The organism is Micromonospora sp. NBRC 110038 (genome assembly GCF_020884815.1).
Classification (GTDB): Bacteria; Actinomycetota; Actinomycetes; order Mycobacteriales; family Micromonosporaceae; genus Micromonospora; species Micromonospora haikouensis.
Genome location: NZ_BBOL01000002.1, coordinates 138364 through 152752 on the forward strand (window position 1 = coordinate 138364; position 14389 = coordinate 152752).

General features: G+C 75.7%; 18 protein-coding genes. 9 read left to right on the top strand and 9 right to left on the bottom strand.

The features are described from left to right. Window positions 1-87: 87 nt before the first annotated feature. Window positions 88-651 carry a TetR/AcrR family transcriptional regulator gene (locus LPU61_RS08235; protein ID WP_043965891.1) on the top strand — a complete coding sequence of 188 codons (564 nt, stop codon included), beginning with the start codon at window positions 88-90 and terminating at the stop codon, window positions 649-651. 126 nt (window positions 652-777) lie between these two features. Here the strand turns inward: LPU61_RS08235 and LPU61_RS08240 are convergent, their stop codons facing one another. After that, on the bottom strand, window positions 778-1290 hold the full coding sequence (locus LPU61_RS08240; protein WP_043965889.1) for a GNAT family N-acetyltransferase: 513 nt from the start codon (window positions 1288-1290) through the stop codon (window positions 778-780). After that, on the bottom strand, window positions 1287-1502 hold the full coding sequence (locus tag LPU61_RS08245; RefSeq protein ID WP_077938454.1) for a biotin/lipoyl-binding carrier protein: 216 nt from the start codon (window positions 1500-1502) through the stop codon (window positions 1287-1289). The genes LPU61_RS08240 and LPU61_RS08245 overlap by 4 nt, the downstream gene beginning before the upstream one ends. Before the next feature lie 284 nt (window positions 1503-1786). Here LPU61_RS08245 and LPU61_RS31830 point away from each other — a divergent pair, with 284 nt between their 5' ends. After that, a complete protein-coding gene (locus LPU61_RS31830; protein WP_369752275.1) occupies window positions 1787-1861 on the top strand; it encodes a 50S ribosomal protein bL37 in 75 nt (24 codons plus the stop codon). Between the two features lie 116 nt (window positions 1862-1977). Here the strand turns inward: LPU61_RS31830 and rsrA are convergent, their stop codons facing one another. From rsrA to LPU61_RS08270, 5 genes are all read right to left on the bottom strand, one after another. Then, window positions 1978-2265, bottom strand: coding sequence for a mycothiol system anti-sigma-R factor (rsrA, locus tag LPU61_RS08250; protein WP_043965884.1), 288 nt, complete (start codon window positions 2263-2265; stop codon window positions 1978-1980). Between the two features lies 1 nt (window position 2266). Next, a complete protein-coding gene (locus tag LPU61_RS08255; protein ID WP_043965881.1) occupies window positions 2267-3100 on the bottom strand; it encodes a sigma-70 family RNA polymerase sigma factor in 834 nt (277 codons plus the stop codon). Window positions 3101-3328: 228 nt separating this feature from the next. After that, entirely contained in the window at window positions 3329-3946 is a 618-nt protein-coding gene (locus LPU61_RS08260) for an alpha/beta family hydrolase (RefSeq protein WP_229404637.1), read from the bottom strand. A gap of 141 nt (window positions 3947-4087) precedes the next feature. Then, on the bottom strand, window positions 4088-4480 hold the full coding sequence (locus LPU61_RS08265; protein WP_043965878.1) for a WhiB family transcriptional regulator: 393 nt from the start codon (window positions 4478-4480) through the stop codon (window positions 4088-4090). A 199-nt stretch (window positions 4481-4679) separates the two neighbouring features. Next, window positions 4680-5387 (bottom strand): SOS response-associated peptidase, encoded by a 708-nt coding sequence (locus LPU61_RS08270; protein WP_043965877.1) that lies wholly within the window; start codon window positions 5385-5387, stop codon window positions 4680-4682. A 148-nt stretch (window positions 5388-5535) separates the two neighbouring features. Between LPU61_RS08270 and aroA the strand changes: the two genes are divergently transcribed. The 4 genes from aroA to LPU61_RS08290 all read left to right on the top strand — a co-directional run bounded on the left by aroA (window position 5536) and on the right by LPU61_RS08290 (window position 9738). Continuing rightward, window positions 5536-6837, top strand: coding sequence for a 3-phosphoshikimate 1-carboxyvinyltransferase (gene aroA, locus LPU61_RS08275; RefSeq protein WP_043966563.1), 1302 nt, complete (start codon window positions 5536-5538; stop codon window positions 6835-6837). A gap of 163 nt (window positions 6838-7000) precedes the next feature. Then, the gene (gene rsgA, locus LPU61_RS08280) at window positions 7001-7939 is read left to right on the top strand and encodes a ribosome small subunit-dependent GTPase A (RefSeq protein ID WP_043966562.1); all 939 of its coding nucleotides are present in this window, start codon (window positions 7001-7003) and stop codon (window positions 7937-7939) included. 51 nt (window positions 7940-7990) lie between these two features. Continuing rightward, window positions 7991-8809, top strand: coding sequence for a histidinol-phosphatase (gene hisN / locus LPU61_RS08285; protein ID WP_043965876.1), 819 nt, complete (start codon window positions 7991-7993; stop codon window positions 8807-8809). Between the two features lie 59 nt (window positions 8810-8868). Continuing rightward, window positions 8869-9738: a hypothetical protein gene (locus tag LPU61_RS08290; RefSeq protein WP_229404905.1), complete on the top strand. Its 870-nt coding sequence runs from the start codon at window positions 8869-8871 to the stop codon at window positions 9736-9738. A 58-nt stretch (window positions 9739-9796) separates the two neighbouring features. On the opposite strand, the gene LPU61_RS08295 is transcribed toward LPU61_RS08290, so the two are convergent. Beyond that, entirely contained in the window at window positions 9797-10999 is a 1203-nt protein-coding gene (locus LPU61_RS08295; protein WP_229404638.1) for a glycosyltransferase, read from the bottom strand. 173 nt (window positions 11000-11172) lie between these two features. Between LPU61_RS08295 and LPU61_RS08300 the strand changes: the two genes are divergently transcribed. The 3 genes from LPU61_RS08300 (at window position 11173) to LPU61_RS08310 (ending at window position 13618) form a co-directional block, all read left to right on the top strand. Beyond that, on the top strand, window positions 11173-12174 hold the full coding sequence (locus LPU61_RS08300) for an SDR family oxidoreductase (protein WP_229404639.1): 1002 nt from the start codon (window positions 11173-11175) through the stop codon (window positions 12172-12174). After that, window positions 12171-12950, top strand: a complete 780-nt coding sequence (locus tag LPU61_RS08305; RefSeq protein WP_229404640.1) for an ATP-binding protein — start codon at window positions 12171-12173, stop codon at window positions 12948-12950. The genes LPU61_RS08300 and LPU61_RS08305 overlap by 4 nt, the downstream gene beginning before the upstream one ends. Before the next feature lie 95 nt (window positions 12951-13045). After that, window positions 13046-13618 (top strand): DUF5709 domain-containing protein, encoded by a 573-nt coding sequence (locus LPU61_RS08310; RefSeq protein WP_229404641.1) that lies wholly within the window; start codon window positions 13046-13048, stop codon window positions 13616-13618. A gap of 48 nt (window positions 13619-13666) precedes the next feature. Here the strand turns inward: LPU61_RS08310 and LPU61_RS08315 are convergent, their stop codons facing one another. Continuing rightward, window positions 13667-14332 (bottom strand): response regulator transcription factor, encoded by a 666-nt coding sequence (locus LPU61_RS08315; protein WP_043966561.1) that lies wholly within the window; start codon window positions 14330-14332, stop codon window positions 13667-13669. Between the last annotated feature and the right edge of the window lie 57 nt (window positions 14333-14389).

Below are 14389 nucleotides of genomic sequence, written 5' to 3' on the forward strand. Positions count from 1 at the left end.
CGACTTACTTGCCGGCCGGCTAGTTACCTTACTAGCCGCACGGTAAGTTGGTTGGCAACTGGTCGTCAAGCGAGTTGGGTGGTTCGGGTGAGAGAGAGCACAGGCACGCGGGAGCGCATCAAGGCCGTGGCCCTCGAACTCTTCACCGAGCAGGGCTACGAGAAGACGTCGCTGCGCGAGATCGCCGAGCGGCTGAACGTGACGAAGGCCGCCCTCTACTACCACTTCAAGAGCAAGGACGAGATCGTCAGCAGCTTCGTCGAGGACCGGCTGGACCGGATGGACGCGCTGATCGCCTGGGCCGACGAGCAGCCCTCCACGCTGGCGACGCGGCGCGAGCTGATCGCCCGCTACGCCGACAGCATGTTCGCCACCGAGCAGCCCTCGGTGATGCGTTTCTTCGAGCAGAACCAGACCGCGCTCAAGAGCCTCGCCGCCGGCCAGCAGATGCGCGACCGGATGTTCCGGCTGGCCGACGCGCTGGCCCGGGGCGACGAGTCGCCCGCCGCCCAGCTGCGCGCCGCCCTGTCGCTGTTCGCCGTACACAGCAGCTGGTTCGCCATCCGCGCCCCGCGCGTCACCGACGAGGAGCGGCGGAAGATCGCCCTGGACGTGGCCGACGAGTTGCTCGCCCGCATCGCCGACGGCTGAGCCGGCACCGCCCGGCCGGGCCCCGCGCTCTCGTCGGCGCAGTCCGTAGGGCCGGTGCGGCGCAGTCCGTAGGGCCGGTGCGGCGAAGTCCGTAGGGCCGGTGCGGCGGGCCGACCGCCCGCCGGGTCAGCTCGGGCCGGGCAGCTCCCGCCGCAGGCCGAGCAGGTCCACCCCGGGCAGCGGAGACCAGTCCCGCTCCGGCGTGCGGACGAAGCCCAGCCGCTCGTAGAGCCGGTGGGCGGCCTCGGCGAGCCCGCCGCGCACGCAGATCACCACCGCCGAGCAGCCCCGCGCGGCGGCGCGGGACAGGCACGCCTCGACCAGCGCCGCACCGACCCCCCGACCCTGCGCCGCCGGGTCCACGGCCAGCATCCGGAACTCGGCCTCGCCGGGGCCGGAGAGCTCGGCGTACGGGGTGCCGGGCAGCACGAACGTGACCGAACCGAGCACCCCGCCGGTGGCCCCGTCGACGGCGACCAGCACCTCGCCGCTCTCCGCCCGGGTCGCCACGTCGGCGAGCACCACACCGTAGCCGTGCTCGCCCTTGAGCTGACCGTCCGCCTCGTACGCGGCCACGGTCAGCCGGGCCACCGCCGAGAAGTCGGCCGGGGTGGCCCGCCTGACCCGCAGGCCGGTCAACCGATCACCGCGATCAGGTCACCGTCCTGCACCACGTCACCCTCGTTGACGGCGAGCTGCTGGACGACGCCGTCGGACTCGGCGACGACGGGGATCTCCATCTTCATCGACTCCAGGATCACCAGCGTGTCCCCCTCGGACACGGTGTCCCCGGCCGACGCGACGACCTTCCACACGTTCGCCACCATCTCGGCGCGGATCTCGTCGGCCATCTCCGGGTCCTCCCTCTTCCGCCAGTGTCTGCGATCGGTATCCAATCACGTGCCGGACCGTCGCGGGCGCGTCGGCGGCCCTCGACATGCGGTACCCGTCGCGAGGGCCACCGCAACCGGGCCGGTCGGCGGAGAACCGGGCCCGCCACGGTGCCCCGGCGGACCACGGCCACCGCAGGCCGCACTAGCATCAGCGGGTCGGCCCCGGGTGACCGGGCGACCGGTACGCGACCACCGCCGCGCTCGCCGCCGGCGGACACCGACCAGCACCCGAGGAGGTCAGCATGGCGAAGAAGGCCCGCAAGAAGAAGGCCCGGAAGAAGAGCAGCGCGAACCACGGCAAGCGCCCCAACTCCTGAGTCGCGCGGCGGGCGACCGCCGACCGCTCAGTGCTCTTCGCCGGCCATGGCCGGAGACGCCGGTGGCCCGGGTCGGACTCGACCCGGGCCACCGGCACGTCCAGGTGCATCGGCCGTCAGTCGGCCAGCTCGCGGGACTCGCTCGTCTCGAAGACCACCAGCTCGGTGAGGCGGACCCGCAGCCGCTCGCGCAGCTGCTCGGGCGCGGTCTCGTTGCCGCAGCAGCGGGCCACCAGCGCCTTCACCTCCTGCTCCAGGCCGTACTCGCGCAGGCACGGCCCGCACTCGTCGAGGTGCCGCCGGATCAGCGTGCGGCGCTCCTCGGCGCATTCCAGGTCGAGGTAGAGGTAGACCTCGGCGAGCACCTCACGGCAGTCCGTCTCGTGCGGCTTCCCACAGCTCACGTCACACCTCCCGGCCGGCGGCGGCGGTCGAGCCCTTCGGGGACCGCGCAGCGCTGAAACCGCGCTCGGCGGCGTAGCCCTCGAGCAGCTTGCGCAGATTACGACGACCCCGGTGCAACCGCGACATCACCGTGCCGATGGGCGTGCCCATGATGTCGGCCACCTCCTTGTAGGAGAAGCCCTCGACGTCGGTGAGGTAGACCGCCAGGCGGAACTCCTCCGGCAGCTGCTGGAGGGCCTCCTTGACGTCGCTGTCCGGCAGCCGGTCCAGCGCCTCGGTCTCGGCCGAACGCAGCCCGCTGGAGGTGTGCGACTCGGCCTCGGCGAGCTGCCAGTCGGTGATCTCCTCGGTCGGCGCCTGGATGGGCTGGCGCTGCCGTTTGCGGTAGGAGTTGATGTAGGTGTTGGTCAGGATCCGGTACAGCCAGGCCTTCAGGTTCGTGCCCTGCTCGAACTGGTGGAAGGCCGCGTACGCCTTCAGGTACGTCTCCTGGACCAGGTCCTCGGCATCCGCCGGGTTGCGGGTCATCCGCAGCCCGGCAGCGTAGAGCTGGTCGACGAATGGCATCGCGTCCCGCTCGAAGCGGGCCCTGCGCTCGTCCGTCTTCTCGGTGGTCAACCGCACATCCCCTCGCGTCGGATGCTTTCCCGCCGAGGATACGCGCCGGGCACTGCCCGCAGATTCACTTTCGGCCGGTGTGCTGGTCCTCACCACTGCGGGCCACCGTGGCCCGACCGGCCCCGCCACCACGGGCCATTCCGGTCCGCCCAGCAGCTTCCTGAGCTGCTGCGCCTCCCGTTCGTCCCGTTCCCGGCTCCGCGTCTCGGTCGGCACCGGTCACACCCCCCTGAAGCAGAAGTCTCTTCCGTGGGAGGTAACGCGGGGCGCGGGCCCCGGCATTCCGGCCCGCCGGCCCCGTTCCTGGTCCCGGCCCCGACTCCGGCGGGTGTCGGCGCTGGGACCAGGAAGGGCCTGGGAGGGACGGCGCCGGCCGCCCGGACCGGGCCTCCGACACCATCGGGGACAACGAGGCGTTCGGCCCCGGGTCACGGCCCGGGGCCGTCAGGGCGACGCCCAGCCCCGCGCGCGCAACCAGTCGACGACCACCGCGGCCGTCCCGGCCGGATCGCCGGCCAGGTCGTGCCGCTCGCCGGGCCGGACCACCACCCGCACCCCCGGGCCGGGCTCGGGCACGCCGAAGGGGTCCCGGTCGCCGTTGACCACCAGCGTCGGCAGCCCGGTGGCCAGTTCCGCCGCCCGGGAGCGCTCCGGCCGACCCGGCGGATGCAGCGGGAACGCCAGGGCCACCACCGCGTCCGCGCCGACGGCGGTCGCGGTGCGGCAGGCCACCCGGGCGCCGCTGGACCGGCCACCGACCACGAGCGCGGGCACGGCGGGGTGCCGTCGGCGCAGCTCGGCCAGGACCGCCGTCCACGCCTCGTCGAGGTGCCCGGCGGGGGCCGGCGCGCGCCGGCCGGCGACCCGGTAAGGCTGGGTCACCCGGCACACGACGAGCCCGGCGGGGGCCGCCGCGTCCCGCAGCGCGCCCAGGTCCGGCGCGTCGACGTCACCGCCCGCGCCGTGCCCGAGCACCAGCAGCGCCTGTGGCGGGCCGGCGGGCAGGTCGGTGTCGACCCGGGCCGGTCCGCGCGGGGTGACGATCTCGTCCGCGTCTCGCACGGGCCCATTCTGCGGGTCACGCCACGAGCCGACGGCGCACCGCACCGACGCCGCCCGGAGGCGGGCACCACGGCCGCCCCGCCCTGGTCGGACCGCCGCCGGCCGTCCCGCCCTTGCCGGGGGGCGGGACGGCCGGGGCGGTCAGCTCAGCGGGACCAGGGTGAGCAGCCGGTCCCGCACCGGCGGGCCGGCCTCGTCGGCCGCGTCCGGGTTCGGGTCGACCTCGCTGCGCCAGGCGACCAGCATGGCCCGGCGCTCGCGCGGTGTGGTGCCGCCCCACACGCCGTGGCAGTCACCGACCTCCAGCGCCCAGGCCAGGCACGAGCCCTGCACGTCACAGCTGCGGCAGAGCGCGACGGCCGCGTCGGCCGGCTCGTTGGGCGCCGGAAAGAACGTTTCCGGATCCACGCTCTGGCAGGTGCCTCTGGTGCGCCAGGCTTCGTCCTGCCGCCGTTCACGCAACGCCCGCAACAGTCGCGGATCTCGTCGTGCGGCAGCCACCTCGTGCGGGCGGGGCATACGCGCCCGTGTCATCCACCCACCTCCCCCGTGGGACCGGAAAGATCGATGAGTGCCGTTCGCACCGTACGAATCGTCACCCACTACCGGCGCTGTGTTGTATCGCACTTTCAGACACCGGGACAAGAGTCTTCCGTAAAGATGACTAAAAGCTTGGCCGACGATTCGCCCGCAACTCTGGCAAATCAGCACGCGACAATGCCCCCGGCAACTGTCAGAAAAGCGTCACCTCGTCGGCCGGGGCGGCCGGGGCGGGCACCCGCGTGATCAACTCCGGCCCGTCGTTGCGGACGTTGCCGACCGCCGAACCGACCGGCCGGATCTCCAGCCCCGCCAGCCACCCGGGATCGGGCGGGGTCAGCAGGTCCGCCGGCTCGTCGGTCGGGCCCAGCCAGGACGCCCACCGGTCCCGGGGCAGCAGCAGGGGCATCCGCTCGTGCACCCGGGCCAGCTCGCCCACCGCGGCGGTGGTCAGCACGCTGAAGGTGAGCACGGGCCCGGCGGGCCCCTCCCAGACCGACCAGATGCCCGCCAGGGCGAGCACCGACGAGTCGGCCGGGGTCATGAAGTAGGGCTGCCGGCCGCCCTCGGGCAGCCGGACCCACTCGTACCAGCCGTCGGCGGGGACGAGGCAGCGCCGACGGGCGAACGCGGGCGCGTACGCCCGGCTGGTGGCCACCGTCTCCGCCCGCGCGTTGATCATGCGGGCCCCGGCGGCGGGCGACTTCGACCAGGGCGGCAGGAAGCCCCAGCGGCCGGCGGACAGGGCGCGGTGCCCCTCCGGCGTGAGCCGCACCAACGGCACGGTCGTCGTGGGGGCGACGTTGTGGCTCGACCGGGCCCGGCCCTGCGTCTCGTCGGACGACTCGAACACGGCACTCAGGTCGACCGCGCTCCGGGTCGTGGCGTACCTCCCGCACATGGGGCACACGCTAACGCCCCGGGCCGCGTTCGGCTGTCCCGCCGGAGGCCGCCCCGGTCGCGGGCCCGGCCCCGGGACGGCCGTCCCGCCCACCGGGAGCGCGCCCGGCGGCCGTCGGGCGGCGGCCGGGGCACGGCAGAATGTGACCGTGGGGAACACGACCGCGACCCGGCCGCTGCGGCCGTGGACCGCTCCGACCGCGTCCGACCCGGTGGTTGCCACGCTGCGGCTGCCCGGCTCCAAGTCGATGACCGCCCGCGCGCTGGTGCTCAGCGCCCTGGCCGGCGGCCCCTCCACCATCGCCGGGCCGCTGCGCGCCCGCGACACCGAGCTGATGGCCGGCGGCCTGCGGGCCCTCGGCGCGCACATGTCGATCACCGACGACGATCGCTGGCTGGTCCGGCCCCACCCGCTGGCCGGCCCGGCGCACGTCGACGTCGGCCTCGCCGGCACCATCATGCGGTTCGTGCCCCCGGTCGCCGGGCTCGCCGAGGGGCGGATCACCTTCGACGGCGACCCGCAGGCCCGCACCCGCCCGCTGGGCCCGCTGATCGACGCGCTGCGCTCCCTCGGGGTGCGGGTCGAGTCCCCGGCCACCGGCAGCCTCCCGCTGACCGTGTTCGGCACCGGGAGCGTGGCCGGCGGCGAGGTGGTCATCGACGCCTCCGCCTCCAGCCAGCTCGTCTCCGGCCTGCTGCTGGCCGCGCCGCGCTTCGACCGGGGCGTGGTGGTCCGGCACGTCGGCCCGCCGGTGCCGTCCGCGCCGCACCTGCGGATGACCGTGCAGATGCTGCGGGCCGCCGGGGCGGCCGTCGACGACGGCACCCCCGACGTCTGGGTCGTCGAGCCGGGGCCGCTGACCGGGCGGGGCTGGGAGATCGAGCCCGACCTGTCGGGCGCGGTGCCGTTCTTCGCCGCGGCGCTGGTCACCGGCGGCGAGGTGACGTTGCGGGGCTGGCCGCGCAGCAGCGCCCAGCCCGTCGAGCAGCTCCGCACGCTGCTGCACCGGATGGGCGGCGAGGTGGTCCTCACCACCGACGGGCTGACCGTGCGCGGCACCGGCGTGGTGCACGGCATCGAGGCCGACCTCTCCGACGTCAGCGAGCTGACCCCGGCGCTGACCGCGCTCGCCGTGCTCGCCGACTCGCCGTCCCGGTTCACCGGCGTGGCACACATCCGGGGGCACGAGACCGACCGGATCGCCGCGCTCGCCCGCGAGTTCACCGGCCTCGGCGCCGACCTCACCGAGTCGGCCGACGGGCTGGAGATCCGGCCCCGGCCGCTGCACGGCGGGCAGTTCCGGACGTACCACGACCACCGGATGGCGCACGCCGCCGCGGTGACCGGCCTGGCGGTCCCCGGCATCGAGCTCGACGACGTGTCGTGCACCTCGAAGACCATGCCGGAGTTCCCCGGGCTATGGTCGGCGATGGTGACCGGAGAGAGCTGACACGGCGGAGGGCGTCCTGGCGACGAAGCGGCGGGAGTACGACGAGGACGACGTACGGGTCCGGCCCGGGAGGTCGTCGCGCCCGCGTACCCGCACGAGACCCCGGCACGCCGACGCCGTCGACGGCTTCGTCATCGCCGTGGACCGGGGCCGCTACACGTGCGTGCTGCCCGACGCCGGCCCCGACGCCCCGCTGGTGACCGCCATGCGGGCCCGGGAGCTGGGCCGCAAGTCGGTGGTGGTGGGCGACCGGGTGGGCCTGGTCGGGGACACCTCCGGGGCGGCCGGCGCGCTGGCCCGCATCGTCCGGATCGCCGAGCGCACCTCGGTGCTGCGGCGCACCGCCGACGACGACGAGACCACCGCCGAGGGGCGGCTGGAGCGGGTCGTGGTGGCCAACGCCGACCAGCTCGTCATCGTCAGCGCGCTGGCCGACCCGCCGCCGCGCACCGGGTTCATCGACCGCTGCCTGGTCGCCGCGTACGACGCCGACATCGAGCCGCTGCTCTGCCTCACCAAGGCCGACCTGGCCGGCCCGGAGCAGGTGCTCGGCTACTACGCCGAGCTGGAGCTGCCGTACGTGCTACTGCGGCCCGACGCCGACCTCGACGCGCTGCGCGACCTGCTCGCCGGCCGGGTGTCGGTCCTGGTGGGCCACTCCGGGGTGGGCAAGTCGACGCTGGTCAACCGCCTCGTCCCGGACGCCGACCGGGCGGTCGGGGTGGTCAGCGCGATCGGCCGGGGCCGGCACACCTCGACCAGCGCGGTGGCGCTGCGGCTGCCGCCCCGCCCCGGCATCGTCGCCGACCCGGGCTGGATCGTCGACACCCCGGGGGTGCGCAGCTTCGGGCTGGCGCACGTCTCGGCCGACAGCCTGCTGCACGGCTTCCCCGACCTGGTGGAGGGCACGGTCGACTGCCCGGCGAACTGCCAGCACACCGCCGAGGAGGCCGACTGCGCGCTGGACGCCTGGGTGGCCGCCGGCAAGGCCGACGAGCGCCGGCTCGCCTCGTACCGCCGGCTGCTGGCCTCCCGGTCCGGGGAGGGCGACAGCCGCGAGCCCGACCAGCGCAACCCGGGCGACCCGCTGGAAGGGTCGTGACCGGCGACCCGCCGACAGGAGCGTGACCGGGCCGCCGCTACCGTTTGCGGCATGACCGGGTACGCCGACGACCTCGCCCTCGCCCACCTGCTCGCCGACGCCGCGGACGCCATCTCCACGGCCCGGTTCCGGGCCCTCGACCTGCGGGTGGAGGCGAAGCCGGACCTGACCCCGGTCTCCGACGCCGACACGGCCGTGGAGCGGGAGATCCGGGCGCTGCTGGCGGCGCACCGCCCCGGCGACGGCCTGCTCGGCGAGGAGTACGGCGGGCAGCCCTCGGCCACCCCGGGCGGGCGGCGCTGGGTGGTCGACCCGATCGACGGCACCAAGAACTTCGTCCGGGGGGTGCCCGTCTGGGCCACCCTGATCGCCTTGCTGGAGGGCGACCGGCCGGTGCTCGGGCTGGTCTCCGCGCCGGCGCTGGGCCGCCGCTGGTGGGGCGCGCTCGGCGCGGGGGCGTACGCCGGCCCGGACGCCGCGCACGGCACGCCGATCCGGGTGTCGGCGGTGGGCCGCCTCGCCGACGCCAGCTTCTGCTACTCGTCACTGTCGGGGTGGGAGTCAGCCGGACTGCTGGAGCCGGTGCTCCAGCTCATGCGGGACACCTGGCGCAGCCGGGCCTACGGCGACTTCTACGGCTACATGCTGCTCGCCGAGGGGGCCCTGGACGTGATGGTCGAGCCGGAACTGTCCCTGTGGGACGTCGCCGCGCTGGTGCCGATCGTGACCGAGGCGGGCGGGACGTTCACCGACCTGGCCGGGCGGCCTGCCCCGGGGGGCGACGCCTCGGTGGAGAACAGCGCCGTGGCCAGCAACGGGCCGCTGCACGCCGACATCCTGGCGAGGCTGGGTCGGCCGGCCGAGCGCTGAGCGCCGCCAGCCTCTATCCTCGCCAGGTGGTGTCCTCCGGTTGGTGCTTCCTGGCGGCGATGATCGTCGCGTACGGCTTCGCCAACCTGCTCCAGTCCGTCGCCGCGGCGCGGACCACCGTGCACCACACCTTCGACCCGGGGCTGCTGCTGCGGCTGGCCGGCCACCGCACGTACCTCGTGGGCCTCGCCTGCCAGGTCGGCGGCTTCGTGCTGGCCTTCCTGGCCCGCCGCGACCTGCCGCTGTTCCTGGTCCAGGCCAGCGTCGCGGCGGGCCTGGGGGTGACCGCGATCCTCGGCGTGCTGGTGCTCAAGTGGCGGCTGCCCACCGCCGAGGTCGCGCTGCTGGTGCTGCTCGTCGTCGGGGTCACCGGCCTGGTGCTGTCGGCGCAGCCGGCGCAGTCCCGGCCGCTGGGGCCCGCCGGCCTGGTCGCGCTGGCGGCGGCGCTCGCGGTGATCGCCGTGGTCGGCTTCTTCGCGGTACGGCTGCACGGCGCGCCCGGGTCGGTGGCGCTCGGCTCGCTGGCCGGGCTGGCCTTCTCCGCCGCGGCGGTGGCCGCCCGCCCGCTGGCCGCCGTGACGAGCGTGGAGGGGTTCGTCCGGGACCCGCTGCTCTACCTGCTGGTGGCCCACTCGCTGGTCGGTCAGCTCCTGCTCGGCCTGGCCATGCAGCGCGGCTCGACCACCGCGGCGGTGGCCGCGATGGACGCGGCCGGGGCGGTGCCCGCCGCGATCGTCGGGCTGCTCCTGCTCAACGACAAGATCTGGCCGGGCCGGGAGTGGCTGGCCGCCCTCGGCTTCCTGGCCACGCTGGCCGCGGTGATCGGGCTGACGCGCTACGCCGAGCCGCAGCACCACCACGAGGTGGCGGCCCGGGAACACGCCCGGGGGATGCTCCCCGCCGGCGCACCGGCCCGCCCCCGCCGCTGACCGGCCCGTCCCGGCAGCCTCCACGCCGGGCCGGTTCGGGCACGCCGGGCGGTTCGGGCTACGCCGCCTCGACCGGCCTGCGCCGCAGCACCACCCGCTCGTAGAGCCGCTCCAGCGCGGCGGCCGTGCGTTCCCACGTGTAGCTGCACCGGACCCGGTCCACGGCGGCGTGCCCGTACGCGAACCGGCCCGCGTTGTCGGCGAGCAGCCGGCGCAGGGTCATCCCGAGGGCCCGCACGTCGCCCGGCGGCACCAGCTTCCCGGTGACCTCGTCGACGACGGCGTCGGCGATGCCGCCCATCGCGTACCCGACGACCGGCACGCCGCAGGCCATCGCCTCCAGCGAGACCCGGCCTGCGGAGGAGTAGTGCGGGGTGCAGGCCACCACGTCGGCCGAGCGGTACCAGGTGGCCATCTGGTCGTGCGGCACCGCGCCGACCAGCGTCACCTGCTCGGCCACCCCCGTGCGCTCGGCCAGCTCGCGCAGGCGGCGCGCCTCGGCGTGGCCGGCGAGCTGGTCGGCCGGCGGGCCGCCGGCGATCACCAGCTCGGCGTCGCCGACCAGCCGCATCGCCCGGATCAGGTCGTCGTGGCCGTGCCCGGGCGTCAGGCCCCCCACGGAGAGGATGCGCGAGCGCTGGTCGCGCGGGGCCGCCTCGCCGTCCGGGTGGAACTGGTCGGTGTCCACCCCGGTGGGGACCATCGCCACCGAGCTGCGTTGCAGCCCCATCCGGGTCAGCTCGTCGACCTCGTCGTTGCACTGGGCGACCGCGATGTCCACCGCCCGGGTCAGGGCCCGCTCCAGCGGGATGCGGGTGCCGGGGCCGTCGTAGCCGGGGCCGAGGTGGCGCAGCTGCTCCACGCCGAGCGAGTGGAAGGTCTGCACGACGGGGATGTCGGTTTCGCGCACCGCGTGCGCGGCGGCCAGGCCGCCGACCCAGTAGTGCCCGTGCACCACCTCCGGGGACCACCCGCCGGCCCACCGGTCGGCCAGCCACCGGCCGAACTCCGACACGTGCCCGACCAGCTCGGCGGTGGGCATCGGCGCGGCCGGGCCGACCGGCACCCGCTCCACCCGGTAGCCGTCGACCTCCGCCGTGGCGGCCAGCGCGGGATCGTCCCGGCGCTCGTAGACGTGCACGTCGTGGCCGCGCCCGGCCAGCTCGGCGGCGACCCGCGCGATGTGCTCGCGCGTGCCGACCACCGGGCCGTCGGCGGGCCGCGACGGGCCGGAGTGCGCGCACACTAGGCCGACGCGCATGGGTCACCTCCATGCGGTTGGTTGAGCTGGTGGGTCCTCCCGGTCAGAGGGTCCCATTAACCGCGCTGCTCGGAGCCGAAACCTGGCAAGTCCCCGCCGGGGCCGGGGCCGCCGGCCGCCGATCCGGTCCGGGCCGCCGGCATGAGCGGGGCCCACGGGGGTACGGGCGTGGAATGGCTCTGACCCGCACCCTCGACGACGCCGTCGTCGTGCTCACCGGCGCCTCCAGCGGCATCGGCACCGCCACCGCGTACGCCCTCGCCCGGCGGGGCGCGGCCGTGGCGCTGGCGGCCCGCAGCGAGGACGCCCTGGAGCGGGTGGCGGCGCGGTGCCGGGAGCTGGGCGGCCAGGCGCTCGTCGTGCCCACGGACGTCACGGACCCGGTCGCCGTGGAGATCCTCGCCGCCCGCGCGGCGGAGGAGTTCGGCCGGATCGACGCCTGGATCAACAACGCGGCGGTGAGCGCGGTCGGGCTGTTCGACGAGATACCGGTGCGGGAGTTCCGCCGGGTGCTGGAGGTGAACCTGCTCGGCACCGTGCACGGCATGCGGGCCGCCCTGCCGTACCTCGCGGCGGCCGGCGGCGGGGTCCTGGTCAACAACGCCTCCGTGCTGGCCGAGGTGGCGATGCCCTACCAGTCGGCCTACAACGCCACCAAGCACGGCATCCGGGGGCTGGCCGACACGGTGCGGCAGGAGCTGCGGCTCACCGGGCGGGGGAACGTCTCCGTGTGCACGGTGCTGCCGGCCAGCATCGACACCCCGTTCTTCCGGCACGCCGCCAACCACACCGGGCGGGAGCTGGTGCCGCCCCCGCCGGTGTACCCGCCGGAGCTGGTGGCCGAGACCATCGTCCGGGTGCTGCGCCGGCCGCGCCGCGAGGCGTACGCCGGCGGCGCCGCCCGGCTGCTCGGCGCGCAGTGGCGGCTGGCCCCCGCGCTGGCCGAACGGGCCCTCGGCTGGTATGTCCACCGCACCCAGTTCGGGCCCGCCGGTCGGCCGGACAGCGCCGGGAACGTCTTCGCCGCCGACGCGGCCGCCCGGCGGGACGGCGGGTGGCACGGCCGGCGGCGGCAACTGGTCCGGATGACCACGGCCTTCGGGCTCGCCGCGGCCGGCACGGCGGTCGGCACGCTGGCGGCCCGGGCCAGGCGATCCCGGACGGAACGCCGATGAACTCCCCCGACCGGCAGGATGCGCGGTTCGTCGCCACGGCGCACAATGGGACGATCATGCCGACCGACCTGCGCTGCGTGGTGGAGACGGACGAGTCGTCCGGAGTGCTCCGGCTGACGGGGGTGCTCGACGCCGCCGGCACCGCCGCCGTCCGGGACGCGCTGCTCGTGCGGCTCTGCGACCGCCCCGGCCCGGTGGTGGTCGACCTGACCCGGCTGCGGCTGACGGACCCCGCCCGGGGGCTGTTCGCCGAGGTGCGCCGCGAGATCGCCGACTGGCCGGCGGCGGGGCTGCTGGTCGTCGACCCGACCGGGGCGGCAGCCGGCCCGGGGCTGCCGGTCTGCGCGAACCTGGCGGAGGCGGAGGCGGCGCTGACCCGCGCCCCGATGGCCGCGGCGACCACCACCGCGCTGCCGCCGGTCGTCGGCGCGGCCCGGCAGGCCCGGGCGCTGGTCACCGACGGCTGCGCCCGGTGGGGGATCGGCGCTCTGGCCGAGGCGGGCTGCATCGCGGTGACCGAGATGGTCAACAACGTGGTGGCGCACGCGCGCACCCCGATGACCCTGCGGATGGCCCCCGGCGACGGCACGCTGCACCTCGGCGTACGCGACCAGTCGCGGCGGCAGCCGCGCTACACCGGGGTCACCCCACCGCACCTGGCCGGCGGTCGGGGACTGCTGCTGATCGACACGGTGGCCCGCCGCTGGGGCAGCACCCTCCTGCCCGACGGCAAGCTCGTCTGGGCCGTGTTGGACCTCGCGCGCACCCCGGGCTGACTCCTGTCACCGCCGCCCCAGCGGTCCCCACGTGCCGGCCCGGACACCGGCGGGCGGATCGGTTACGGGCGGTGGGCAGTGGGTAGTGATCAGCCATGCGCGACGACGAGTACCCGACCCCCGTCTCCGACCCGGAGGCCGACGGCCTGCCCGACACCGCCGACGACGACTCGACGGCCAACGACGACGTCGAGACCGGTCGCGAGGCGGACGGCCCGGCGCCGGCCCAGCTGCCCGGCGACCGCACGCCCGTGGCGGTGGACCGGTACGGCACCACCGCCGAGGAGCAGCTCGACGGCGAGTCGCTGGACTACAAGCTCCAGCGGGAGAGCTTCGAGCGCCCCGCCGACGACCCGCTGGCCGGACCGGTCGACCCGGACATCGCGGCCGAGGCGGACAGCGAGGAGGCCGCCGCCCAGGCACAGCTCGACGCCGACGTGATCGACCCGGGCCCCACCTCCGACCCGCACTCCCCCGTCTCCATCTACGACCACGGCCAGCTCGGCAGCGTCGCCGACGCCGAGGTGGGCCGGCTGGTGGAACCGGACGAGGGGGCGCACAGCGACCTGGAGACCGACAACGTCACGTACGACGCGGGGTCCGCCGGCGGCGGGGCGAGCGCCGAGGAGCTGGCGATCCACGAGACCCGGCCGCCCGGCGCGCACTGACCGGCCCGCCGCGCCCGGCCCGGCGGTCAGCGCGCCCGGCCGGGCGGGTCAGTCGTCGAGGCCCCGCTCGATCGCGTAGCGGGTCAGCTCGACCCGGTTGTGCAGCTGGAGCTTGCCGAGCGTGTTCTGCACGTGGTTCTGCACCGTCCGGTGGGACAGCCCGAGCCGCTCGGCGATCTGCTTGTACGACATCCCCTTGGCGACCAGGCGCAGCACCTCGGTCTCGCGGTCGGTGAGCCGGGGCGCGTCTGCGGGGCGGCCCACCGCGGCGGTGCCCCGGCTCGCGGCGGGACCGCCCGCGCCCGCCGCGAGCCGGCGGAACTCCCCGAGCACGAGGCCGGCCAGGCCGGGGGTGAAGACCGGCTCGCCGGCGGCGGTGCGGCGCACCGCGTCCAGGAACTCGGCCGGGGCCGCCGACTTCACCAGGTAGCCGGTCGCGCCGGCCTTCACCGCGTCCAGGACGCTCTGCTGTTCGCCGCTGGCCGAGAGCATCAGCACCCGCACCTCGGGCAGCGCCGCGCGCAGCCCCCGGATGACCTCCACCCCGGAGATGTCCGGCAGTTGCAGGTCGAGCACCACCAGGTCGGGCCGGGCGGCGGGGGCGACCCGCACGGCCTGGCGGCCCTCCCCGCTGGTGGCGACCACGAGGTGCCCGGCCTCGGTGAGGTCGCGGGCCACCCCCTCCCGCCACATCGGGTGGTCGTCCACCACCATCACCCGCACGCCGGCCGGGGCGTTCGCGGCGGGCGCGTCCGGGCCGGTGGCCGGCGA

What these genes read in the sequence shown, in the direction of transcription:
- LPU61_RS08310 (WP_229404641.1), top strand. Translation starts at nt 13,046, where the DNA reads ATGCGCGACGACGAGTACCCGACCCCCGTCTCCGACCCGGAGGCCGAC.
- LPU61_RS08270 (WP_043965877.1), bottom strand. Translation starts at nt 5,387, where the DNA reads ATGTGCGGGAGGTACGCCACGACCCGGAGCGCGGTCGACCTGAGTGCC.
- LPU61_RS08305 (WP_229404640.1), top strand. Translation starts at nt 12,171, where the DNA reads ATGAACTCCCCCGACCGGCAGGATGCGCGGTTCGTCGCCACGGCGCAC.
- LPU61_RS08300 (WP_229404639.1), top strand. Translation starts at nt 11,173, where the DNA reads ATGGCTCTGACCCGCACCCTCGACGACGCCGTCGTCGTGCTCACCGGC.
- LPU61_RS08295 (WP_229404638.1), bottom strand. Translation starts at nt 10,999, where the DNA reads ATGCGCGTCGGCCTAGTGTGCGCGCACTCCGGCCCGTCGCGGCCCGCC.
- LPU61_RS08290 (WP_229404905.1), top strand. Translation starts at nt 8,869, where the DNA reads ATGATCGTCGCGTACGGCTTCGCCAACCTGCTCCAGTCCGTCGCCGCG.
- hisN (WP_043965876.1), top strand. Translation starts at nt 7,991, where the DNA reads ATGACCGGGTACGCCGACGACCTCGCCCTCGCCCACCTGCTCGCCGAC.
- LPU61_RS08245 (WP_077938454.1), bottom strand. Translation starts at nt 1,502, where the DNA reads ATGGCCGACGAGATCCGCGCCGAGATGGTGGCGAACGTGTGGAAGGTC.
- LPU61_RS08315 (WP_043966561.1), bottom strand. Translation starts at nt 14,332, where the DNA reads ATGGTGGTGGACGACCACCCGATGTGGCGGGAGGGGGTGGCCCGCGAC.
- LPU61_RS08265 (WP_043965878.1), bottom strand. Translation starts at nt 4,480, where the DNA reads ATGACACGGGCGCGTATGCCCCGCCCGCACGAGGTGGCTGCCGCACGA.